Genomic DNA, 22,060 nt, shown 5'->3' with positions numbered 1-22,060 from the left:
ATTTGTCAGGAGTGGTTGCAACCGCAAGCGGTCGTTGAAGATTGTTTGCCATCGGCCGGCGGCACCGGGTCGACGCCCCCTTCATTCCAGGGGTGGCAACGGCACAGGCGCTTGGCAGCCAGCAGGCTGCCCTTGGCCGTACCGTGCACGCGCAGCGCTTCCATCGCGTAATGCGAACAGCTCGGATAGAAACGGCAATTCTGTCCCAGCATGGGGCTGATCAGCAACTGATAAGCACGCAGCAGGAACAGCAGCAGGGTTTTCATGGCGCGGATGGTGGTGGCGCAGCAACAGAACGGGCCTGGGCGGCGATTTGCGCCGCGAACAGGCGGCTCAATTCCTCACGCAGCTCGGCTTTGAGCCGGGTCGTGGTGGCCGGGCCATCCTTGCTGTTGACGGCGCGCGACAAACGCACCACGCAGTCGACCGGCGGCATCGCGCTGTTGCGAAACAGCTCGCGCGTGACGCGCTTGATCGTGTTGCGGGTCGCCGCGCGCGGCGCGAAACGCTTGGCCACAACGACGCCCAGCCGCGCATGCGGCAATTGATTGTGTCGGGTGTACAGCACAAAATGCGCTGTTTTTTGCGAAGGGCGCAAACGAAAAACGGATGAAAATTCATCCGTTTTAACGATACGCCGAACGCGCGCGAAGTCGTGTGAACCTTCGCGTTGATTGCCGACTGGAGTACAGCTAGCCACGCGATCAGCTGTCAACGACAAGCCTAGACGGCCAGACGTTTGCGGCCCTTTGCGCGACGTGCGTTGAGCACATCACGGCCACCACGGGTAGCCATACGAGCGCGGAAGCCGTGCGTACGCTTGCGGCGAACGACGGAAGGTTGGTAAGTACGTTTCATGTTGGTCTCGCTAAAAACAAAAAAAATGCAAAATCGGGTCTGACGTCCCGTCAGTTTTTGGTGCCAATGACAATCGCGCACTTATGCCAAGGCACAAGCTGGCCAATCTCATCGCCCGCTTAATCCACGCTTAGTCCATATTGTCGTTCCAAATGAATAAACACGGAATACGGGCGGGGAACCCTGAATTATTCAGCATATGCCCCCCTCTTGTCAAGGATTGCCGTGATCGTCTGGAAATTTGCGCGCCGTCCCCCATCTGCCGGCAAGGCCCCGCCACAGGCCGCGCCAGCACTGCCTGTAACGGGATAACCGGGGGATAAGTCGCCTCTTATGCACACGGCACCCCACCCCGCCACACAAAAATAACAGCCGTGCCTGTGGATAACTTTCGCAGTCGGGAGTAGAATAGCGCGTTACGTGTGGCGAGCCCTCGCGCGACGCCGGCCTTGCAACACGGTGAACGCAGGGCAGAATCGATACGCCCTCCCACACCTTTTCACATAGACATACATGGATAATTTCTGGCAGGCCTGTTCCGCGCAGTTGGAACTGGAGCTGACACCGCAACAATTCAGTGCGTGGATCAAACCGCTTATCCCTCTCGATTACGAAGAGGGCAAGCTGCGCATTGCTGCGCCCAATCGCTTCAAGCTCGATTGGGTCAAGACCCAGTTCGCCAGCCGCATCACTGCCCTGGCCATTCAGTACTTCGAAGCGCCGACGGAAGTGCAGTTCGTGCTCGACCCGCGCCTGGCCCTGCCGAAGAAACCCGTCACCGCCAGCACCCCGGCCAGCGATCCGAATGGCGGCGCGCCCAGCGCGCGCGCCGCGGAGCCGCAGCCCAGCGTGCCGGAACTGAGCATCGGCGCGGCGCCGCGCCGCGAGCAGAGCCGCATCAACACCGACCTGACCTTCGACAGCTTCGTGACGGGTAAAGCCAACCAGCTGGCGCGCGCCGCCGCCATCCAGGTGGCGAACAATCCGGGCGTGTCGTACAACCCGCTGTTCTTCTACGGCGGCGTCGGCCTGGGTAAGACCCACTTGATCCACGCCATCGGCAATCAGGTGATGGCCGACAATCCGGGCGCGAAGATCCGCTACATCCACGCGGAACAGTACGTTCGCGACGTAGTGACCGCTTACCAGCGCAAGGGTTTCGACGACTTCAAGCATTACTATCACTCGCTCGACATGCTGCTGATCGATGATATTCAGTTCTTTGGCGGCAAGAGCCGCACGCAGGAAGAGTTTTTCTATGCGTTCGAGGCATTAATTGCCGCAAAGAAACAGATCATCATCACCTCGGATACCTATCCGAAGGAAATCACGGGCATGGACGACCGCCTGATCTCGCGCTTCGACTCGGGCCTGACGGTGGCCATCGAACCGCCGGAACTGGAAATGCGCGTGGCGATTCTGCTGAAAAAAGCCAAGCAGGAAGGCGTGACCTTCTCTGACGACGTGGCCTTCTTTGTCGCCAAGCATTTGCGCTCGAACGTGCGCGAGCTGGAAGGCGCGCTGCGCAAGATCCTCGCGTATTCGCGTTTCCATGGCAAAGACATCACCATCGATATCGTCAAGGAAGCCCTGAAAGACTTGCTGTCGGTGCAGAACCGCCAGATTTCCGTGGAAAACATCCAGAAAACGGTGGCTGACTTCTTCAATATCAAGGTTGCCGACATGTATTCGAAGCGCCGGCCCGCGAATATCGCCCGGCCGCGCCAGATCGCCATGTACCTGGCCAAGGAATTGACACAGAAGAGCCTGCCGGAAATCGGCGAGCTATTCGGCGGCCGCGACCACACCACGGTGCTGCATGCCGTGCGCAAGATCGCGCTGGACCGTACCAAAAACCCGGAATGCAACCATGAGTTGCATGTGCTGGAGCAAACGTTGAAGGGCTAAGCACGGCTTTGGCAAGACTGGCTCAAAACGTGCTTTACCCTTATTATCTGGGAGGGCACCGCAGCCGGTCTGTCGGGGCTTCCCATGGCAACAATTGTTAAATTAATACGTTAAACGTCGTACTGTTCAACCTATACATTGAGGATAAATATGCAATTGGTCAAAACCACCCGAGATACCCTTCTCCGGCCACTGCAGATCGTGAGCGGTATTGTCGAGCGTCGGCACACTATGCCGATTCTGGCCAATATCCTCATCCGCAAAGACGGTGAAAATGTCTCCTTCCTGTCGACCGACACCGAAGTGCAGATCACCACGCACGCGGAAATCGGTTCCGGCGCGGACGTCACCGGCACCACCGTGGCCGCGCGCAAGCTGCTGGACATTTTGCGCGCCCTGCCCGAATCGGGCGACGTCACGATGACCCTGCTGAACAAGCGCCTGACCGTGCAAACGGGCAAGTCGCGCTTCGCCCTGCAAACCCTGGCGGCGGAAGAGTTTCCAACCGTGCAACAGGCGGAAAGCTACAACGCGTCCGTCACCCTGCCCCAGAAAACGCTGAAGCACCTGTTCAACATGGTGCATTTTTCGATGGCGCAGCAAGACATCCGCTATTACCTGAACGGCTTGCTGCTGGTTCTGGATGGCAATAATGTCATCGCCGTGGCCACCGACGGCCACCGCCTGGCGTTTTGCCAGGTCGCCACCGAGCAGACGTTCGCGCGCCAGGAAGTCATTATTCCGCGCAAGACCATCATCGAACTGCAGCGCCTGCTGGAAGAGAACGATGAGCCGGTGCAGCTGGACATCGCCGCCAACCAGGTGAAACTGACCTTTGCCGACATCGAGCTGATCTCGAAGCTGGTGGAAGGCAAGTTCCCCGACTACACGCGCGTGATTCCAAAAGGCTACAAAAACGACTTCACCATCGGCCGCGATGAACTGCTGCGCTCGCTACAACGTGCCGCCATCATGACCAGCGACAAGTTCAAGGGCGTGCGCTGCATCATCACCCCGGGCAGCATGAAGATCAGCTCGACCAATGCGGACCAGGAAGAAGCCGTCGAAGAGCTGGAAATCGACTACGGCGGCGACTCCGTTGACATCGGCTTCAACGTGACGTATCTGCTGGACGTGCTGAACAACCTGAAATGCGAATACGTCAACATCGCGCTGGGCGACTCGAACTCGTCCGCCCTGATCTCCATCCCGGACAATGCCGACTTCAAGTATGTCGTCATGCCGATGCGCATCTAAAGACCACAGCAGTGACGTAGGTCGGATTAGCGCAGCGTAATCCGACATGCTGAATCGCCATCTGTCGGGTTACGCCGTTCCGGCCAATCCGACAGACGGTCATCAGCCAGCAGCCCCGAATCAATCAGCAATCGTTATTTGAGAAAGCAGTCCATGTCCGAGAATCCACAAGACACCCCGATCCAGGCCAAAACGGAAGAATACGGCGCCGCCTCCATCCAGATCCTGGAAGGCCTGGAAGCCGTACGCAAACGCCCGGGCATGTACATTGGCGACACCTCGGACGGCACCGGCTTGCACCATCTGGTATTCGAAGTGCTGGACAACTCGATCGATGAATCGCTGGCCGGCCACTGCACGGAAATCCACGTCACCATCCACAGCGACAATTCGATCTCGATCACCGACAATGGCCGCGGCGTGCCGACCGGCCTGAAAATGGACGACAAGCACGATCCGAAGCGTTCGGCGGCGGAAATCGTCATGACCGAGCTGCATGCGGGCGGCAAGTTCGACCAGAACTCGTACAAAGTCTCGGGCGGCTTGCACGGCGTGGGCGTGTCTTGCGTGAATGGCCTGTCGAAACTGCTGAAACTGACCATCCGCCGCGACGGCAAAGTGCATCACATGGAATTCGTGCGCGGCGTGCCGCAAGACCGCCAGATCGTCATGGTCGGCGACATCGCCACCTCGCCGATCAAGGTCATCGGCGACACGGACAAGCGCGGCACGGACGTGCATTTCTGGGCCGATGAAGAGATTTTCACGCACGTGGAATTCCACTACGAAATCCTGGCCAAGCGCATCCGCGAACTGTCCTTCCTGAACAATGGCGTCAACATCAAGTTGTCCGACCAGCGCACGGGCAAGGAAGAAATCTTCGCCTTCGAAGGCGGCACGCGCGGCTTCGTCGAATACATCAACAAGGCCAAATCGGTCTTGCACCCGACCATTTTCCAGGCCACGGGCGAACGCCTGTCGGACCAGGGCACGAACATCTCGGTCGATGTATCGATGCAGTGGAACGATGCCTACAACGAACAGGTGCTGTGCTTTACGAACAACATCCCGCAGCGCGACGGCGGTACCCACCTGACGGGCTTGCGCGCGGCGATGACGCGCGTGATCAACAAATACATCGATGAACACGAGTTTGCCAAGAAGGCGAAAGTGGAAATCAGCGGCGACGACATGCGCGAAGGCCTGACCTGCGTCTTGTCGGTGAAAGTGCCGGAACCGAAATTCTCGTCGCAGACGAAAGACAAGCTGGTGTCGAGCGAAGTGCGCGGTCCCGTCGAAGAGATCGTCGCCAAGACCCTGGCCGACTACCTGCAGGAAAAACCGAACGACGCCAAGATCATTTGCGGCAAGATCGTCGAAGCGGCGCGCGCGCGCGAAGCGGCACGCAAGGCCCGCGATCTGACGCGCCGCAAAGGTATCATGGACGGCCTGGGCCTGTCGGCCAAGCTGGCCGACTGCCAGGAAAAAGACCCCGCCCTGTGCGAACTGTACATCGTCGAGGGTGACTCGGCAGGTGGCTCGGCAAAACAAGGGCGCGACCGCAAGTTCCAGGCGATTCTGCCGCTGCGCGGCAAGGTCTTGAACGTGGAAAAAGCCCGGTTCGAGAAAATGCTGTCGTCGGAGCAGATCACCACCCTGATCGCCACGCTCGGCACCTCGATCGGACCGGACGAATTCAACGTCGAGAAACTGCGCTACCACCGCATCATCATCATGACCGATGCGGACGTCGACGGCGCCCACATCCGCACCCTGCTGCTGACCCTGTTCTACCGCCAGATGCCGCAACTGGTCGAGCGCGGCCACATCTACATCGCGCAACCGCCGCTGTACAAGGTGAAAGCCGGCCGCGACGAGCGCTATCTGAAAGATGACGCCGAGGAAGCGAGCTACATGATGACCGTGGCGCTGAACACGGCCGTGCTGGTGCCGCGCACAGGCGCGGAAGGCATTTCCGGCGAGACCCTGACGGAACTGGTGCGCAAGTTCAACCTGTCGAACACCATCATGACCCGTCTGACGCGCGTCATCGACCGCGCCGCCCTGACGGCCATCATGACGGGCGTGCAGCTCGACCTGTCGACCCTGGACCTGGCGGAAACCTCCGCCCTGGCCCTGCAGACGGCCATCAACGACAGCGCCGTGCGCGTGCACGTGCGTTCCGACGACCTGTCGGAAAAACACATGCTGCGCATCGAGCGCATGCACCACGGCAACGTGAAAGTCAGCGCCATCGACGCCGAGTTCGTGCAAGGCCCCGACTACGCCGTACTGAGCAGCGGCGCCGCCACCTTCGAAGGCTTGATCGGCGAAGGCGCGTTTGTCCGCCGCGGCGAAGGCGAGCGCATCAAGGAAATCGCCGTGGTCGACTTCCACCAGGCCATGCAATGGCTGCGCGACGAAGCCGAACGCACCGTCTCGAAACAGCGCTACAAAGGTCTGGGCGAAATGAACCCGGACCAACTGTGGGAAACGACGATGGACCCGACCGTACGCCGTTTGCTGAAGGTGCAGATCGAAGACGCGATTGCCGCGGATCAGATCTTCACGACCTTGATGGGCGACGACGTGGAACCACGCCGCGCGTTTATTGAAAACAACGCGTTGCGTGCGGGGAATATCGACGTGTAAGCCAGCGTCCCTGGTTTTCGTTGCAGCCAAGGCGGCCCTCTTCAGGGCCGCTTTTTTTTGCACGCAAGTATCCTGCCGCCAGATTGACATACTTGCCAAAAGCAAGCAATAATCTGCCATAAGCAAGTAAATGGGAGATAGCATATGCACGCGGATCAACTCGGCGAGCGCACGGAGATCGTGCGTCGTTTCAACCGTTTCTATACGCACCAGATTGGCGTGCTGCATGAACACTTGCTGGACAGCGCGTTTTCGCTGACGGAGGTGCGCATCCTGTATGAACTGGCGCATCGTGAGCAACTGACCAGCGCAGACTTGTGCCGCGAGCTGGGCTTGAATGCGGGCTATCTGAGCCGGGTCATTACCGGGTTCGAAAAGCAGGGGCTGATCGCCAAGACGCGCTCGCCCACGGATGCGCGCGCGGCGCAATTGCAGCTGACCGAGCAGGGACAGCGCACCCTCGCCCCCCTGGTCGACGCCTCGCGGCGCGAAGTGGCCGCCATGCTGGAACGCTTGCCGCCGACGGCGCAGCAGGAGCTGGTCGCTGCCATGGAGCACATCCAGGGTTTGCTGGGGGAACCATCGCCCAGCTATCTCCTGCGCAATCCGCAGCCGGGCGACATGGGCTGGATCATCCACCGGCAAGCCTTGCTGTATGCGCAGGAATATGGCTGGAACAACGAGTACGAGGCACTTGTTGCCGACATCCTCGCCAAATTCGTGCGTGAATTCGACCCGGTCCGCGAGCGCTGCTGGATAGCAGAGAAGGACGGCAAGGTGATCGGTTCGGTCTTCATCGTGCGCCAGGACGACACGACGGCCAAGCTGCGCCTGCTGTATGTCGATCCCTGCGCGCGCGGCCTGGGCATCGGCAGCCGCCTGGTCGATGAATGCCTGCGCTTCAGCCGCCAGGCTGGCTATACGAAAATGGTGTTATGGACCAACAGCATCCTCACCGGCGCACGCCGCATCTACGACAAGGCCGGCTTCCAGCTGGTCGAGGAAGAGGCGCATCACAGCTTTGGCAAGGATTTGGTCGGTCAGGTGCTGGCGCGTGACCTGTAAGCAGGCGCTTGCCAGCTTCTGAGGTGAAAGCGACTGTGGCGGCACGAGGACAGTGGCCGCCAATTTCCTCGCCCGTATCCCCCTTCCCCCCAAGAAACCAGTACACTAGTTCCTGAGCGCAACTAATTTTGTGCGCGCGCCATGCCGCCTGCCGTTGCCGGGAGGCGCCCCTGCCGCAAGGCGTGTTGTCTGCCTGGACAAATGTCATGTTCACTTCGCGCAGCCTGTCTCCTGCCTTCTATTACCTGTTCTTTTCAGGAGAACGGGAGCAGCAGCAGCGCTTTTTCAGGGAACTGCATTTCATTTCGATAGCGATCTTGACGTTTGGCCTGGCTTGCTGGCTGGTCACGTTCAGCCTGACCTTGTCGCGCGCTTCGCTCGATCATGCGCAGGCGGCGCTGGGCGTGACGGGCATGGTGGTCGGGCTGGTACTGACCAAATATGCGAAGTCGCTGCAAGCGATCATCGTCAGCGGCACCATCAGCGTGCTGTTCATCGCTTTCAGCTTTCGCGTGCTGATGCTGGGTACGGACGATCCCGCTTTCTGGGTATTGCCGCTGGGCGTGATGATCACCCTGACGACGGCGCCCATCTTCAGCGGCATCGCGTACTACCTGGGCGTATCGCTGTGCGTGTGGGCCATCCTTGGGCTGGGGCAGTTTCCCGTGCATGCGGGCCAGGCTGACCAGCATTGGCCCGTGCTGGCCGTCACCATCAGCGTGATCATCGGCCTGGCGCTGAACATCTATTTTCTCGTCTTGCGCATCCATAACTACCGTTCCCAGCGCGAACTGGCGACCATGGCCTACAAGGATGGCTTGACCGGACTCAACAACCGGCGCATGTTCACGCAAAGCGCCCGCACCTTGCAGCGCACGGCGCGCACGCCTGCGTATTTCCTGATGATCGACATCGACGACTTCAAGCAGATCAACGATGTGTATGGCCATGACGTGGGCGACGAGGTGCTGAAAAAGATCGCCGAGGTCATCGGTGGGCTAGCGGGCGAGCACTTGTGCGGACGCCTTGGCGGCGAGGAGTTTGCGGTGATTTACCTGGGCGAAAAGAGCGCGGCCTGCGCCTTTGCCGCGCAACTGGTCGATGCCGTCGAAGCGGCCTTTGTGCCGGAACGCAAGGTGTCCGTCAGCATCGGCATCGCGGAACTGATCAAGGAAACGGACTTGTCGCACAGCTACCGGCGCGCCGATGAATCCTTGTACCAGGCCAAGAAAAACGGCAAGAACCGCTACGTGCTCAACGCCGCCTAGGCATTGGCGTCCTGCTTGGCATCGAGCAGCGCCAGCAAGGCTTGCGGGGAAATCTTCCAGGGATCGCGCTGCTTGGGATCTACCTCGTACCAGCTGTCCTGGGCCCCGATCTTGAGGATCGTCAAGGGGATGTCCTTGCTCTCAAAGAACGCCAGCATGCGGCGGATCAAACGGCTTACCTTGGCGTGGTCATTCAGAAACAAAGGACAGGTATAAAAACAGCCCGTCTCTCCCATACGCAACAGTTTGGCCGAGCCGACGAGCGAGCGGCCCAGATATTTGTGCAGGAACTCGGTCACTGCCGCATCGTCGACAGGGATACTGCAGGAAATAGTAATCTGGGCCATGGAAACGGGAACAGTGATTCAATAGCCAAGCTTAGCAGAAAGAGATTTATTCCTGAAATGCTAAGATCGCTGCCCGCGCATGCCGGCAAGCCGTCCAGCATGGCGTCCCGACAAGGATAGCCATTGAACACCCGAGGAAACATCACTTTTCGCATGCTGTCGCTGTGCGCCGCCCTGTGCCTGCCGCTTTCCAGCATGGCGCAAGCCATTCCTGCCGAGGATGCCGCCTTCGTGGCCGCCACCGTGCCCGTGCCATCGCCGCCGCTGCGCCTGAGCGCGCATCCCGAGATCCGCGCCGACGTCTTGAAACTGCTCGGCTATGCGCACGGCAGCTATACGCAGGGCGATACCCTGATCGCGCGCCAGGTGCTCGACAGCATGCATTCCCTCGATGACATCACGCGCACCATGCTGCCCGACGGGCGCTCGGTGCTGGCCTCCATCGATGCCAGCACGCACGGTGCATGGCGCGCCGCCATGCTGTTCGATCCGCAACGCAAGCTGTTGGCGCTGGGCCTGGTCAACGGCCATTGCCAGGCCGCCATCGGCGACGCCGCGCCCGCCTGCCTGCCATCCACGCATGCCGTGCTGACGCTGTTCCTGCCGCCCGGCGCGGAGGACGAGATGGCCGCGCCGCTGCTGGTCTGGGCGCGGCAGTTGCCGACTATGCTGGCACAGGCTGCGCCGGAACAGCGGCAAAGCATTGCTGTGGTGGAATACATCACGACCCGCCCCGGCCAGCCCGGCTGGGAACAGCGCGACGTGCCGCCCGGCTTTCCCGCCAGTTTGCTGCACCTGCTGCTGCCGAATGCGGAACTCAACAGCAGTTCCAGTGGCGGCAAACTCATCGCGCCGGCGGGCCTGGCGGGTTTGCCCATGCGCACACCCACGGAAGCGGCCGAGGCCGGCGACGAGCCCATGCCCGATGCCAGCATCACCCTGCGCAGCTATGCCGATTTCCATTGGGTGCTCAACACCTATGCCAAACTGGCCAAGGGCGCGCAAGTGAAGGGGCATGAGGAGAAGGTCGTGTTCACGGGCAGCGATACGAGCGGCCGCTACACGGTGACCTTGCGCGAGCCGGACAAGGAAAACGGCGTCTTCATTACCGTAGCCTTCTGGCGGACAAAATAAGCGGAGGCACACAGGGAAAACATTGCTATTCCGCACAAGGGCATGGCATTTTGGCATTTTGCGGTATGATTTCCGGCCGTGCGGCGCGGCCCGATCCCTGCCTTGCCCACCCTGCCCTTCAAGCCAGCCACGCTTGCGTAGCATCCTGCCCTAAGGAATTCATATGTTCGGTTTTAACTTGCGCGTCGCCAAGATGGTGTGGACGGCTTTTCTCGTCGCTTTTTTGTTATTCATCACGTACAAGGTGTCGTCGACCCTGATCGTGGTGGTGTTCGCGGTGTTCTTCAGCTACCTCGTGTATCCGCTGATCGGGCTGCTGGAGCGGTATGGGCCGAAGCGCCTGCCGCGCACGGCCAGTATCGGCATCGTCTTCCTGGTGGTGATCTTGCTGGTGGCGGTGCTGGGGTCGATCTTCGGGGCGCGGATCGAGGAAGAGGCGATCAAGCTCAGCGATCAATTGCCGACCTTGCTCAAGGGGAATAATTTTGCCGAGCGCATTCCTCTGCCGGAATTCATGGAACCGTTGCGCGCGCGCCTGCTGTCGTTCATGCAGACACAGCTGAGCAGCGGGACGGGACAAGCCATGCCGCTGGCGAAAGAACTGGGCTTGACCGTCATGCATGCGGCCAGCAACCTGATCTATCTGGTGCTGGTGCCCGTGCTGAGCTTTTTGCTGATCAAGGAAGGGCCGGACATGCGCGACGGCTTGCTCTCCTTGCTGAACCGCCCGAACAAGAAACTCTGGGGCGCCATCATCGATGACCTCGACATCTTGCTGTCGCGCTATGTGCGCGCCCTGCTGCTATTGTCGATCGCCACTTTTGTTTCCTACAGCATCGCCTTTTCCCTGATGGGAGTGCCGTACAGCCTGCTTCTGGCCGGCGCGGCCGCCTTGCTGGAATTCATTCCGTTTGCCGGCCCGCTGGCGGCGGCCGTCATCGCCGTGGTCGTGGCCGGTTTCAGCGGCTTCGAGCACGTATTCTGGCTGATCGGCTTTATTGCCGCCTACCGTTTGTTCCAGGATTACGTGGTCAACCCATACTTGATGAGCGAAGGCGTGGAAGTAAGCCCGCTGATGGTGATCGTCGGCTTGCTGGCCGGCGACCAGCTGGGTGGCGTGGTCGGCATCTTCCTGTCCGTGCCCGTGATGGCGGCCATCAAGATCGTCTTCGTGCGTGCCCGAGCGGCCTTGCAGGCGCGCCATGATGCGCATGAGAAAGCGGAACAAGCGGCAGAGGAAGCGCGCGCCCAGGCCTTGGCCGAGGCGGCGCGCTTGCAGGAACAGGGTAGCAAGGCCACCCTGCCAGCGCAGTAACTTAGAACTCTTCCCACTCGCCGCTGTTGTCCGCGGCAGGCTTGGCGGGACGCGGTTTTGCGGCAGCGACAGGTGCAGCAGCGGCGCGGGCCGGCGCCAGGCGCAGCGCCGGGCGTTTCAAGGCCATGCTGGCGGCGGCCACGACAGGCTTGCGCAAGGCAGGCTTGGCCGCTGCCGGACCGCTATGGTTGGCGTCGAGTTTAAAAATGCTGACCATCTCGGCCAGCGCGGCCGCCTGCTCCTGCATGGATTCCGAAGCGGCGGCCGCTTCTTCCACCAGCGCCGCGTTCTGTTGCGTCACGGTATCCATTTCCGCCACGGCTTGATTGATCTGGCCGATGCCCAGTTCCTGCTCGCGGCCGGCGGCGCTGATTTCGCCCATGATGTCCGTCACGCGGCGGATGCTGGCCACGATCTCGTCCATCGTCGTGCCCGTCTGGCTGACCAGTTCGCTACCGGCGCCCACGTTCTGTACCGACGCTTCGATCAGCATCTTGATGTCCTTGGCCGCGCTGGCCGAGCGGTGCGCCAGGTTGCGCACTTCCGTGGCGACGACGGCAAAGCCACGGCCCTGTTCGCCGGCACGCGCCGCTTCCACGGCCGCATTCAAGGCCAGGATGTTGGTCTGGAAGGCGATGCCATCGATCACGCCGATGATGTCGGCAATCTTTTTCGACGATTCGCTGATGGTGCCCATGGTATCGACCACTTGCGCCACCAGCGCCCCCCCCTTGACGGCCACGTCCGATGCGGACACGGCCAGCTGGTTTGCCTGGCGCGCATTGTCGGAATTCTGCTTGACGGTCGAGGTCAGCTCTTCCAGCGAGGAAGCCGTTTCTTCCAGGCTCGACGCTTGCTGCTCCGTGCGGCTCGACAGATCCAGGTTGCCCGAAGCGATTTCATTGCTGGCCGTGGCGATGGCGCCGCTGCCGTCGCGCACGCCGCGCACGGTGTTCGACAGGCGTTCCTGCATTTTCTGCAAGCCCGTCAGCAAGGCGCCCATCTCGTCGTTGCGCGTGATGACGATGTCATTGGCCAGGTTGCCGTCGGAAATGGCGCCGAAATGGCGCAGGGCTTGGTCCAGCGGGCCGAAGATGGCGCGCAGCAGCAAGATGCTGGAAATAATCGTCAGCAAGGCGCCGACTATCATACCGCCGATGGCCATGGCCACCTGGGTGCGGTAACTGGACTGGCTGGTCGCATACATCGCGGCGGCCGACGTGGCCTGGTATTGCGTCAATGTTTCGGCGGCCTGGTCCAGGGTGCGGTACAGCGGCGTCAGCCCCGTCATCATCAAACCGTCCGCTTGAGCGACGTTGCCTTCACGCAAAGCCTTGCTCATGACCAGCAAGCCGTTGCTCATGTAATCGCTGCGTTTCTTGTCCATGTCGTCGGACAGGCGCTTTTCGTCCGTGCTTTGCGGCAAGGCCAGGTACACCTTCCAGGACTTGTTGGAAGCTTCCATGAATTGTTCGGCACGGGCCAGGATATCCTTGGCGTCGGCCGCATCGGGATGCACCATCACGCGGTCCATCGTGAAACGGGCGCGGCCCAGCAGAATCTGCGACTCGCCGATGGCTTGCGTCGATACCAGCTGATTGCTGTAGACCTCGTTGAGGTTGTGGTTGGCCGATTTCAGGCTGATGATACTCATGACGCCCAATACGGCGATCAGCAAGCCCAGCACACTCATGGTGGCAATCAGGCGCATTTTTATTGTTATATTCGACAGCATGCAGTTTCCTTGGTAAGGGCGTAACCATGCCTGCGCTCACCAAACGGGATAGCAACAAGCGCCAGATGGGCGGGTCACGTGAATTGTTCAGGACAGATCGATACGGCGTGTAAGGCGGCAGGGGGAAGGCGGCCCGCGCATATCGTCAGGAGTGCAATACAGGGCAACGAGGTCGAGGTTTCCTGTACTTTTAATTTCCTGACTGCAAGATACAGGGAAAGTTTACTAGTAGCAACATCCAGTATTGATTTTCACGCTTTGTAACAAGCGGATGATGTTTTTTGCGCAGAACTGGCATTCCGCTGCCGTGCAAGGTCGCGTGGGAATGCCATTTATGCTAGCTAACAAGTTAATACATGGTTTCTTCGATGAGCTGGCCATCGTCGCGGAAATACTGGAAGCGGCCCGTTTTCATGCCCATGTTGTAGGCGCCTATCCGCTTTGGTTTACCGTTCTGGAAATTCTCGATATTGACGCCATGCAGCACGCCCTTGTGCCAGCTACGGTGAAATTGCGGCACTTCGCCATCGGGATAAAACAGGGTTTCCGCCCCATCGCGCTTGCCGCTGGCAAACGCGCCTTGGTAACGCCGCTTGCCATCCGGATAAAAACTCTCCATCGGGCCGTCGAGCTCGCCAAAGCGGTAATGTTCGACCAGTTCCAGCTGGCCACCGGCCGCATATTGTTCCAGCTTGCCTTCCGGTTCGCCATCGCGCATGGTCAGCACTTGCCAGCCGCCATCCGGCGTCGCCTTCTTCCACGGCCCCTGCTTGATGTCATCGACATACAGGCCGCCACCGCCGGGCTCGATCCACTGGCCCTGCTTCTTGCCATTCACATAGTTGCCCTGCCAGTGCACCAGCGTACCGATACGGCGCTCGCTGGGGCCGTCCAGCCTGTCTTTGACGTAGGTATCGAAACCCTGGTAATTGCCCTTGCCCTCGTCGCGCCATTCGTCCACGCCCGGGCTCACTTCCCAGCGGCCCGTGCGCTGGCCCCGCTGCATCATGCCCGTTGTCGTTTCCTCGCCGCTTTCATACGTCCACGGCCCTTCGGCCTTGCCGTCGACAAAAGCGCCAACCGAGCGGATGGTGAGCGGCTCTTCATAGTGCCACTGCCCAGTGCGCTTGCCTTGCGCATACCGGCCACGGGCATACACGTTGCCCGTGCAGCAATTCACGTCGTATTCGATGAGCGGCCCATCCTGGCTGGCGGCGAAGCGCTGCGGCTGCGTTTCCCAGGTGATCCACTTGACGTGATAACTGGGCGCGCGCCCGCCTTCCCAGCCCTTGCCCAGCAGATAGGTCACCGTGAGGAAATGGCCCTCTTTTTCCTGGAAAGTTTTTTTATAGGCAAACGCCGGGGCGTCCGTCGGCTTGCCGGGCAATAACTCGCCATCGATATTGAAATAACCGACCAGGGTGCCGTGGCCATGCTCGATGGCGTCGAACTCGGCCACGCCCGTGGGTGCGTACGCGATGCTGTAGTCGATCAGCTGCAAGCGGGCCAGCGCGGCGCGCACCCGCGCCTCGTCCATGGTTTTCGCGCCGCGCACGATGGCGTCCAGGGTGGGTTGAAGGGTGGCCACCTTGAACATCCTGCCGCCGCTGCGCTCGTAGCGGTAGGCATGCAAGCCGAAGAGCTTATCGCTGCTGCGGCTGAGCACGAACGTGGTTTCGCCTTCGCTGTCGAGGTCAAGCTGGAACACGGCCGCGATGCTGGCCTTGCCATACTTGTCCAGGTTCATGCGCTTCTCGCTATCCCCGTTGCACTGGCAATAGTAGCCGTTGACTTCGCCATTTTCCCGCAGGAAGGCCAGCACCACGCCGCCATCGCGGCGCTCGACAACGCTGGCGGTGGCCATCGGTTTACCCTCGTAGAACCGGACTGCCGCCTGCGCCGTCGCCAAGGTGCCCAGCGCCAGCAGCGCCGCCATCGCGCTGATCCAAAATGTTTGCCGCATGCCAACTCCACTGCCTGAAAACCGCCATTATGCATGGCTGTTCAGGCAAGACCGGACACGCCAGGACGCTGGCGCCACAGCGGCCGCTGCACCGTCTGCGCCAGCAGCACGCCCAGCAGCGAGATGCCGCCGCCGACCAGGTGGTACACATGCATGCTTTCGTGCAGCCAGACGATGGCCAGCAAGGCCGTCAGCAGGGGCAGCAGGTTGACGTAAATGCTGCAGCGGTTCGGTCCCAGCAGTTTTACCCCTTCAATCCACAGGTAGGACAGCACGATGGACGAGCCTATGCCGGCATAGCCGATCAGCGGCAAGGTGGTGGCGTCCAGCCTGGCGCTGCCGGGCGGCAACAGCAGGAACAGCGGCAGCATGCAGGCCAGCGCCGCCAGCGCCTGGCAATAAATGGCTTGCCAGGCGGGAATGGATAAACGCCAGCGGCGCAGCAGCACGCCATACAGGGCAAAACTCAGGCAAGCCAGCAGCATCAGCGCATCGCCCGCATGCACGCCTTGATGCAGCAAGGCCAGCACGTCGCCGCGCCCCACCAGGTACAGCAAGCCGCCAAACGACAGCACGCCGCCGGCCGCCATGCCGACCGTCAACCGCTCGCCCAGCAGCAGCACGCTGAGCAAGGCCGTCATCAGCGGCGCCAGCGCCGTGACGATGGCCATATTCGTCGCCGTCGTCGATTCGGCGGCGCGGTAGGACAGGCTCTGGAACAGCGCCATCGACATCACGCCGCACAGGGCCAGCTGCCACCACTGGCGGCGGATGGCGGCGCGGTTGCGCCACAGGGGGCGGGCGATAAACGGCGTCATCACCAGCAAGACCAGCACCAGGCGGTAAAAAGTGATGGCGGTGGGGGCGATGCTGGACGCGGCCAGCTTCGAGACGACGACGTTGCCGGCCCACAGCAGCATGGCCAGAAACGGATACAGATAGGCGCGCACAGGCATGCGAAGCTCCAGGAATAGTTGCGGGAAACCATCATGCCGCAGGCGCGCCGCGCCTTCTCACGCTAAAATGTCTGGACCTATCGCAAAACTGACATCATTTTCATGGATTGCACCTCGCCCGCCTTTCAGGAATTGCTGCCCGTCACGGCGCGCGCCATGGCGCTGGCCGTCGACTATGCGCATGGCCACGTGATTTCCGTGCACCGCCACACGCATGCGCAATTGCTGTATGCCATTGAGGGCGTGATGACCATCGAGGCCCAAGGCGGGCGCTGGGTGGTGCCGCCCACGCGCGGCGTGTGGCTGCAACCCGGCATCGCGCACCAGGTACGCATGAGCGGCGCGGTGAAAATGCGCACCGTCTTCATCGACTGCGCCAGCTCACCGCTGCTGCCGCGCCACAGCTGCGTGCTCGACATCAGCCCCCTGCTGCGGCAATTGATCGTGGCGGCCGTCGACATCGCGCCCGATTTCACGGAAGGCAGCCGCGACTGGCATCTGCTGCAATTGCTGTTGCACGAGCTCGACAGCCTGCCCGTGCTGCCCCTGTATCTGCCGCTGCCTGCCGATGCGCGCCTGCGCGGCATCTGCGCGCGGCTGATGGCGCAGCCGGGCGAACAGCAGACGGTGGCGCACTGGGCGCAGGAACTGGCGATCACCGAGCGCAGCCTGCACCGGCTGTTCCAGAAACAGACGGGCATGCGCTTTGGCCAGTGGCGCCAGCAGGCGCGATTGCTGCGGGCGCTGGAACAATTGGCGCACGGCAGCAAGGTCATTGACGTGGCCATGGACAATGGCTACACGAGCCAGAGTGCGTTCACGGCCATGTTCAAGAAGCATTTCGGCACCACGCCCAGCGCGTTTTACCAGGCAAAAGTCATCGCTGCGTAAAAAAAATGCTGCTATGCATCAATAATCATGGGCGATAGCCGCCGCTCTTGTTATCATCGCAAGCCTTATCGCACCGCGCCCATCCTGGCAGCGGTGTTGACCTCAATCACATCACCATGACACAGAATTTTTTCCAGACATTTATCCTGCTCTTGCTCGTGACCGATCCGTTCGGCAACGTTTCCCTGTTCGTCAATGCCCTGAAACGGGTGCCCATCGAGCGGCGCTGGAAAGTCGTGGTGCGCGAATGCCTGATCGCCTTCGGCATCTTGCTGCTGTTTATGTTCTTCGGCCGTCATTTCCTGAACGCCTTGCAATTGTCGGAAGTGGCGCTGCGCATCGGCGGCGGCGTGATCCTGTTCCTGATCGCCATGCGCATGGTCTTTCCGCAGCCCAACGCCGGCAATAGCGACCACGAGATGGGCGGCGAACCGTTCATCGTGCCGCTGGCCATCCCCGCGCTGGCCGGCCCGTCGGCGCTGGCCACCGTGCTGCTGTTTTCCTCGCATGAAATGAACGAAGTCATCGCCCACGTGGCGGGGCTGACGGCCGTGGCCGCCGTCTGGCTGGCCGTCTTCCTGTGCGCCGAACGCTTGCAGCGGGCCCTGGGGCCAAGAGTCATGACGGCGTTTGAACGCCTGATGGGCTTGATCCTGACGGCGATGGCCATTGAAATGCTGCTGGCCGGCATACGCGCGTTTTTGAAATCCGTCTGATATAGAACATTCATCACCATGAGCCGTTGCGCCCACCTTTGCCTGATGGCCGATTACAACCAGTGGATGAATGCCAAGATGTACGCGGCGGCGGCCAGCTTGCCACCCGGCGAGCTGCAGCGCGAGCGGGGCGCCTTCTTCGGCTCCCTGCTGGCCACCCTGAACCACGTGATGGTGGGCGACACGCTGTGGATGCAGCGCTATGCGAAGCACCCGGCCGGCTTTCCCCTGCTCGACCCCATCCGCGCCATCACCCCGCCCGCCTCGCTCACGCACCCGCTGTTCGCGGCCGACGATTTTGCCGCCATGCACGCGCACCGGCAATGGCTGGACCAGCTCATCATCGACTGGACCGCCTCGATCACGGAAGCCGACCTCGACCATTTGCTCGACTACCGCAACAGCAAGGGAGCGAACCGGCGCGAGTTTTTCAGCCTGCTCATGCATTTCTTCAACCACCAGACGCACCATCGGGGCCAGGCCAGCACCCTGTTGTCGCAAGCGGGCGTGGACATCGGCGACACGGATCTACTGTTTCGCATCCCCAACCATATTGCCGACTGACGACGGGCGGTAGCGCCACGCCTTGAGCAAGATCAAGGCCAGCGCCAGCGCACCGAACAACCCGCCGCAAGCCAGTGCCCCCTGCATGCCGTAGCGGGCGATGGCCACGCCTCCCGCCAGCGCGCCCACCGTCACGCCCAGATTGATGGCGGCGATATACACGCCGATGGCGAACGCGGGCGCCTCGCGCGCTTCGCTGCTGAGCCACACTTGCGTCACGATCAGCCCGCTCGTGTGCGCCGCGCCCCAGAACAGCAGCAAGACGGCCAGCGCCGCCCAGCCGAGACCAGTTCCCGCATGGCGGTACAGCAGCCAGTACGCCAGCCCCAGCAACAGTGGCTGCAGCAAGACCGTGCGCAGCACGTGCGTACCCAGCTGGCGCCCCGCGAACAGATTGCCCGCCACGCCGCCCACGCCAAACACCACCAGCGCCAGCCCCGTCTGGCGCGCCGACAAACCCGCCACCTGCTGCAGGTAAGCGGCCGCATACGCATACACGGCAAACATGGCGGCAAACACCAGCACGGCGGCGGCAATGGTGAACCACAGGGCGGGTTTGCGCAGCACGGTCAGCTGGCGGCCATACGCCATCGGCGCCTCGCGCGGCGTGTCCGGCAAGAACAGGAACAGCCCCAGCGCGGCCAGCGCATTGACGAGGGCGCAGGCAAGGAACGATGCCTCGTAACCATATTGCGCGGCAATCCAGGTGGTGAGCGGAATCCCCAGTACCATGCCCATGCTGGTGCCCGTGAACGCATGCGCGCCGGCCCGTGCCGCCTCGCGTGGCGGATACAGGGTGACAGCGGCCACCATGGCCAGCGAGAAATACACGGGGTGGAACAGGGCCGGCACGATGCGCAGCGCCAGCAGCAGTTCGAAGCGGGGCGCATAAGCAGAGGCCACACTGGCCAGCGCAAACACGAGCAGGGAAACGATCAGGACGTTCTTGCGGCACCAGCGCGTGGCCAGCAGCACGAGGAAGGGGCCGCCCACGGCGATCACCAGGGCGAACAGGCTCACCAGCGAGCCCGCCTGCGCGGCCGTCACGGCATAACGCCGCATGATCATCGGCAAGATGCCCACCACGCCAAACTCGATGCAATACACGCCGAACAAGCCCAGCGCGAGGAAAACGACGGGATGCGGGCGGGTCATGGCCGCCGTCATTGCCCCTGCTCCACGCCATACACTGCCTGGCACAGCTCCGTCACGAACGGCCCCGCCATGCCCTCCAATGCCGTATTTGTGAACGCCACCACGGACAATTCTTGCGCAGGGTCAACAAACCACGAGTGGCCATACGTGCCGCCCATGCGCCAGCTACCAGCCGACTCGGGCGTGGCGGCCAGTTGCGGGTCCGTCAGCACGGTAAAACCCAGGCCGAAGCCACGGCCCGGCCAGAACGGCAAGTCGAAATCCCCCGTCTGGCTTTCGCCCATCTGGCGCGCCAGCGCCGGTGACAACAGCGGCGCGCCACCCAGCCGCAAGGTTTCCAGCAGGCACATGAAGTCGGGGGCGGAACCGACCATGCCAGCGCCGCCGGATGGGTAGGCGTGCGCATCGCGGGCACGGGCCGGCGACAAGGTAAAACCTGCCATGCCATCGAGAAATGGCAGATGGTCTTCGCCCGCGTCCAGCAAACGGCGCGGCCGGGATTCCCCCGCTGCGCGGTCCGCATAGGCGATGGCCAGGCGCGCCGGGTCGGTGGCCAGGAAACCCGTGTCGCGCATGGCCAGCGGCGCCGTCACCAGGTGTTCCACGGCGTGCGCCAGCGGCAAGCCCGTCACCGCTTCGATCACGGCGCCCAGCACGTCGGTGGCGATCGAATACGCCCAGCGCTCGCCCGGCGCATACGCGAGCGGCACGGTGGCCAGGCGGCGCAGGTTGTCTGCCAGAGTCATGCGGGAGGCATCCATGCCGTCCGACACCCCGGCCTGTGCATACGCGCCGCCCGGCGGCTGGAAGAAGCCATAGTCGAGGCCGGCCGTGTGCGTGAGCAAGTGGCGCACGGTCATCGCCGCCACCGTGCCGTCCGGCTGGCGCGGCGCAAAATACGGCAGCCAGCGCGCCACCAGGTCGTCCAGGTCAAGGCGCTGCTGTCCCACCAGCGCCAGCGCGGCCGTCGAGACGATGGGTTTGCTGACGGACGCCAGGCGAAAGACGGCATCCTCGCGCATGGGCGTGCCCGCCTCGCGGTCCAGGTGGCCGGCCGCGCGGCGATACACTTTCTGGCCACCGTGGCACACGAGCACCACGGCGCCCACCAGGCGCTGCTGGCGCAAAACACAGTCGAGCAAGGGATCGATACGGGCGGACAGGGCCGCAGGAGAGAAGTTGTACATCATGTCGAGCCTTTCAAATGATCAGGCTGCCAAGGTAAGGCAGGCGCGATCAAAGAAAAACAGGCTATAGTTTCTGTCTGTGCGGACGTTGGCATCCGCAATCAAAGGTGAAAAATGGATAACCTGGCGGGATTCACGGCCTTCGTGCAGGCGGCCGAAACGCGCAGCTTCGTGGCGGCGGGCCGGGTGCTCGGCATTTCCGCCTCTGCCGTGGGCAAGAGCATCGCGCGTCTGGAACAGCGCCTCGATGTGCGCCTGTTTCACCGCAGCACGCGCAGCATCGCGCTGACCAGCGAGGGCACCGTGTTTCTCGAACGCTGCCGGCGTATCCTGGGCGAGATCGAAGCGGCAGAGTTGGAGTTAACGAACAGCAAGAGCGCGCCGCAAGGCCGCCTGCGCGTCAGCCTGCCGCAAGTCGGCAGCCTGCTCAATCCCGTGCTGGCCGCGTTTGCGCGCGCGTATCCGCTGGTGGAACTCGACCTCGATTTCAGCGACCGCCGGGTCGACGTGATCGAGGAGGGCTACGACGCCGTCGTGCGCGCGGGAGAAAGCGCCGACAGCCGTTTGATGAGCCGCCAGCTGGGCCAGTTCCAGCTGCAGCTGGTAGCCGCGCCCGCCTACCTGGCGCAGCATGGCACGCCGGAGCTGCCCGCCGACCTGGCGCAACACACTTGCCTGCTGTACAAGTTTCCCAGCAGCGGCAAGGTCGAAGCCTGGCCCTTGCCTGAGTGGCCCGCCTTGCAAGCGGCAGGATCGCCGGCCCTGCTCAATTGCAACAATGTCGAGACCCTGCTGCACTTTGCCGAAAGCGGCCTGGGCATCGCTGCCCTGCCCGACTTTGCCGTGCGCGCGGCGCTCGCCTCAGGCCGCTTGCAGCGCGTGCTGGACGCGCACCGCCAGCACGACGGCGCCTTTCGCATCCTGTGGCCCAGCAGCCGCCACCTGACGCCGAAACTGCGCGCCTTCATCGACTTCCTGGCCACCCGCGTGTTTCCGGAAAGCTGAGTCCGCGTCCGGCGCCGCGCTCGTTGTTTCCACACGACAACTTATTTAATTTGCTACCAATTTTTAAACTTTTCGGGGACTTGA

20 protein-coding genes are annotated in these 22,060 nt (G+C 62.0%); 11 read left to right on the top strand and 9 right to left on the bottom strand.

What is annotated here, in order from left to right; genetic code table 11:
• Positions 1–5 precede the first annotated feature (5 nt).
• Genes yidD through rpmH form a run of 3 tightly spaced genes read right to left on the bottom strand, consistent with a single transcriptional unit; the run spans position 6 to position 858 of the window.
• Positions 6–266: a membrane protein insertion efficiency factor YidD gene (yidD, locus tag BLT98_RS27345; RefSeq protein WP_034754335.1), complete on the bottom strand. Its 261-nt coding sequence runs from the start codon at positions 264–266 to the stop codon at positions 6–8.
• A complete protein-coding gene (gene rnpA, locus BLT98_RS27340) occupies positions 263–700 on the bottom strand; it encodes a ribonuclease P protein component (protein WP_071653349.1) in 438 nt (145 codons plus the stop codon). The genes yidD and rnpA overlap by 4 nt, the downstream gene beginning before the upstream one ends.
• A gap of 23 nt (positions 701–723) precedes the next feature.
• Positions 724–858: a 50S ribosomal protein L34 gene (rpmH, locus tag BLT98_RS27335; protein WP_010401996.1), complete on the bottom strand. Its 135-nt coding sequence runs from the start codon at positions 856–858 to the stop codon at positions 724–726.
• A gap of 513 nt (positions 859–1,371) precedes the next feature.
• Between rpmH and dnaA the strand changes: the two genes are divergently transcribed.
• From dnaA to BLT98_RS27310, 5 genes are all read left to right on the top strand, one after another.
• Positions 1,372–2,766 carry a chromosomal replication initiator protein DnaA gene (dnaA, locus tag BLT98_RS27330; RefSeq protein ID WP_034781304.1) on the top strand — a complete coding sequence of 465 codons (1,395 nt, stop codon included), beginning with the start codon at positions 1,372–1,374 and terminating at the stop codon, positions 2,764–2,766.
• A gap of 150 nt (positions 2,767–2,916) precedes the next feature.
• Positions 2,917–4,023, top strand: a complete 1,107-nt coding sequence (gene dnaN, locus BLT98_RS27325) for a DNA polymerase III subunit beta (RefSeq protein ID WP_034754341.1) — start codon at positions 2,917–2,919, stop codon at positions 4,021–4,023.
• A gap of 153 nt (positions 4,024–4,176) precedes the next feature.
• Positions 4,177–6,675: a DNA topoisomerase (ATP-hydrolyzing) subunit B gene (gene gyrB, locus BLT98_RS27320; RefSeq protein WP_092613349.1), complete on the top strand. Its 2,499-nt coding sequence runs from the start codon at positions 4,177–4,179 to the stop codon at positions 6,673–6,675.
• Positions 6,676–6,819: 144 nt separating this feature from the next.
• Positions 6,820–7,740, top strand: coding sequence for a bifunctional helix-turn-helix transcriptional regulator/GNAT family N-acetyltransferase (locus BLT98_RS27315; RefSeq protein ID WP_092613346.1), 921 nt, complete (start codon positions 6,820–6,822; stop codon positions 7,738–7,740).
• A 206-nt stretch (positions 7,741–7,946) separates the two neighbouring features.
• Positions 7,947–9,008, top strand: a complete 1,062-nt coding sequence (locus tag BLT98_RS27310) for a GGDEF domain-containing protein (protein ID WP_092613343.1) — start codon at positions 7,947–7,949, stop codon at positions 9,006–9,008.
• Here BLT98_RS27310 and BLT98_RS27305 read toward each other — a convergent pair.
• Positions 9,005–9,355: a hypothetical protein gene (locus tag BLT98_RS27305; RefSeq protein WP_092613340.1), complete on the bottom strand. Its 351-nt coding sequence runs from the start codon at positions 9,353–9,355 to the stop codon at positions 9,005–9,007. The two genes, BLT98_RS27310 and BLT98_RS27305, sit on opposite strands and share 4 nt — an antisense overlap.
• 123 nt (positions 9,356–9,478) lie before the next feature.
• Between BLT98_RS27305 and BLT98_RS27300 the strand changes: the two genes are divergently transcribed.
• The gene (locus BLT98_RS27300) at positions 9,479–10,489 is read left to right on the top strand and encodes a hypothetical protein (protein WP_139179389.1); all 1,011 of its coding nucleotides are present in this window, start codon (positions 9,479–9,481) and stop codon (positions 10,487–10,489) included.
• A 163-nt stretch (positions 10,490–10,652) separates the two neighbouring features.
• Positions 10,653–11,804 (top strand): AI-2E family transporter, encoded by a 1,152-nt coding sequence (locus BLT98_RS27295; protein WP_070280107.1) that lies wholly within the window; start codon positions 10,653–10,655, stop codon positions 11,802–11,804.
• A gap of 1 nt (position 11,805) precedes the next feature.
• Here the strand turns inward: BLT98_RS27295 and BLT98_RS27290 are convergent, their stop codons facing one another.
• The 3 genes from BLT98_RS27290 to BLT98_RS27280 form a co-directional block, all read right to left on the bottom strand.
• Entirely contained in the window at positions 11,806–13,539 is a 1,734-nt protein-coding gene (locus tag BLT98_RS27290; protein WP_092613333.1) for a methyl-accepting chemotaxis protein, read from the bottom strand.
• Between the two features lie 349 nt (positions 13,540–13,888).
• The gene (locus BLT98_RS27285) at positions 13,889–15,502 is read right to left on the bottom strand and encodes a toxin-antitoxin system YwqK family antitoxin (RefSeq protein WP_092613329.1); all 1,614 of its coding nucleotides are present in this window, start codon (positions 15,500–15,502) and stop codon (positions 13,889–13,891) included.
• A gap of 41 nt (positions 15,503–15,543) precedes the next feature.
• Positions 15,544–16,458 (bottom strand): DMT family transporter, encoded by a 915-nt coding sequence (locus BLT98_RS27280; protein ID WP_092613326.1) that lies wholly within the window; start codon positions 16,456–16,458, stop codon positions 15,544–15,546.
• Between the two features lie 102 nt (positions 16,459–16,560).
• On the opposite strand from BLT98_RS27280, the gene BLT98_RS27275 reads away from it, so the two are divergent.
• The 3 genes from BLT98_RS27275 (at position 16,561) to BLT98_RS27265 (ending at position 18,629) form a co-directional block, all read left to right on the top strand.
• Complete coding sequence (locus BLT98_RS27275; protein WP_092613323.1) at positions 16,561–17,349, top strand: AraC family transcriptional regulator; 789 nt, start codon at positions 16,561–16,563, stop codon at positions 17,347–17,349.
• A 116-nt stretch (positions 17,350–17,465) separates the two neighbouring features.
• Positions 17,466–18,065: a MarC family protein gene (locus BLT98_RS27270; RefSeq protein WP_070280111.1), complete on the top strand. Its 600-nt coding sequence runs from the start codon at positions 17,466–17,468 to the stop codon at positions 18,063–18,065.
• 18 nt (positions 18,066–18,083) lie between these two features.
• Positions 18,084–18,629 carry a DinB family protein gene (locus BLT98_RS27265; protein ID WP_092613319.1) on the top strand — a complete coding sequence of 182 codons (546 nt, stop codon included), beginning with the start codon at positions 18,084–18,086 and terminating at the stop codon, positions 18,627–18,629.
• On the opposite strand, the gene BLT98_RS27260 is transcribed toward BLT98_RS27265, so the two are convergent.
• Together BLT98_RS27260 and BLT98_RS27255 are read right to left on the bottom strand one after the other, a co-directional pair.
• Complete coding sequence (locus BLT98_RS27260; protein ID WP_092613395.1) at positions 18,594–19,784, bottom strand: MFS transporter; 1,191 nt, start codon at positions 19,782–19,784, stop codon at positions 18,594–18,596. The genes BLT98_RS27265 and BLT98_RS27260 overlap by 36 nt on opposite strands.
• 8 nt (positions 19,785–19,792) lie before the next feature.
• Positions 19,793–20,974 carry a serine hydrolase domain-containing protein gene (locus tag BLT98_RS27255; protein WP_092613316.1) on the bottom strand — a complete coding sequence of 394 codons (1,182 nt, stop codon included), beginning with the start codon at positions 20,972–20,974 and terminating at the stop codon, positions 19,793–19,795.
• Between the two features lie 111 nt (positions 20,975–21,085).
• Here BLT98_RS27255 and BLT98_RS27250 point away from each other — a divergent pair, with 111 nt between their 5' ends.
• Entirely contained in the window at positions 21,086–21,976 is an 891-nt protein-coding gene (locus BLT98_RS27250; protein WP_092613313.1) for a LysR family transcriptional regulator, read from the top strand.
• Positions 21,977–22,060 lie beyond the last annotated feature (84 nt).

It is taken from the genome of Janthinobacterium sp. YR213 (assembly GCF_900099875.1).
GTDB classification, from domain to species: Bacteria; Pseudomonadota; Gammaproteobacteria; order Burkholderiales; family Burkholderiaceae_D; genus Janthinobacterium; species Janthinobacterium lividum.
Note: the sequence above shows the minus strand (reverse complement) of the source record. Positions and strands in the feature narration are given on the sequence as shown.